At 69.2% G+C, this 620-nt stretch carries 1 pseudogene; it reads left to right on the top strand.

The window, feature by feature from the left end:
• Positions 1 to 620, top strand: a pseudogene (locus IEZ03_RS38460) (DNA-directed RNA polymerase subunit beta); the annotation flags it as partial.

A 620-nucleotide genomic window follows, 5' to 3' on the forward strand; every position in this document is an offset into this window, starting at 1 on the left:
CGGCCGGGTCAACCCGTTCGGGTTCGTCGAGACCCCGTACCGGCGCGTCACCGACGGCATCGTCACCGACGAGATCGACTACCTCACCGCCGACGAGGAGGACCGCTACATCATCGCGCAGGCCAACTCGCTGATCAACGACGACGGCACGTTCGTCGACGATCGCGTGCTGGTCCGCAAGAAGGGCGCCGAGGTCGAGCTCGTGCCCGCCCGCGACGTCCAGTACATGGACGTCTCGGCGCGGCAGATGACCTCCGTCGCCACCGCGATGATCCCGTTCCTGGAGCACGACGACGCCAACCGCGCGCTGATGGGCTCCAACATGCAGCGCCAGTCCGTCCCGCTGCTGCGCAGCGAGGCGCCGCTGGTCGGCACCGGCATGGAGTACCGCGCCGCGACCGACGCCGGCGACGTCATCACGGCCGAGAAGGCCGGCGTGGTGGAGGAGGTGTCCGCCGACTACGTCACCGTCATGAACGACGACGGCACGCGGACGACCTACCGCGTCGCCAAGTTCAAGCGGTCGAACCAGGGCACCTGCTTCAACCAGAAGCCGATCGTGGAGGAGGGCGCCCGGGTCGAGGTCGGGCAGGTCATCGCCGACGGGCCGTGCACCGACC

The organism is Actinomadura livida, from assembly GCF_014648675.1.
Classification (GTDB): Bacteria; Actinomycetota; Actinomycetes; order Streptosporangiales; family Streptosporangiaceae; genus Spirillospora; species Spirillospora livida.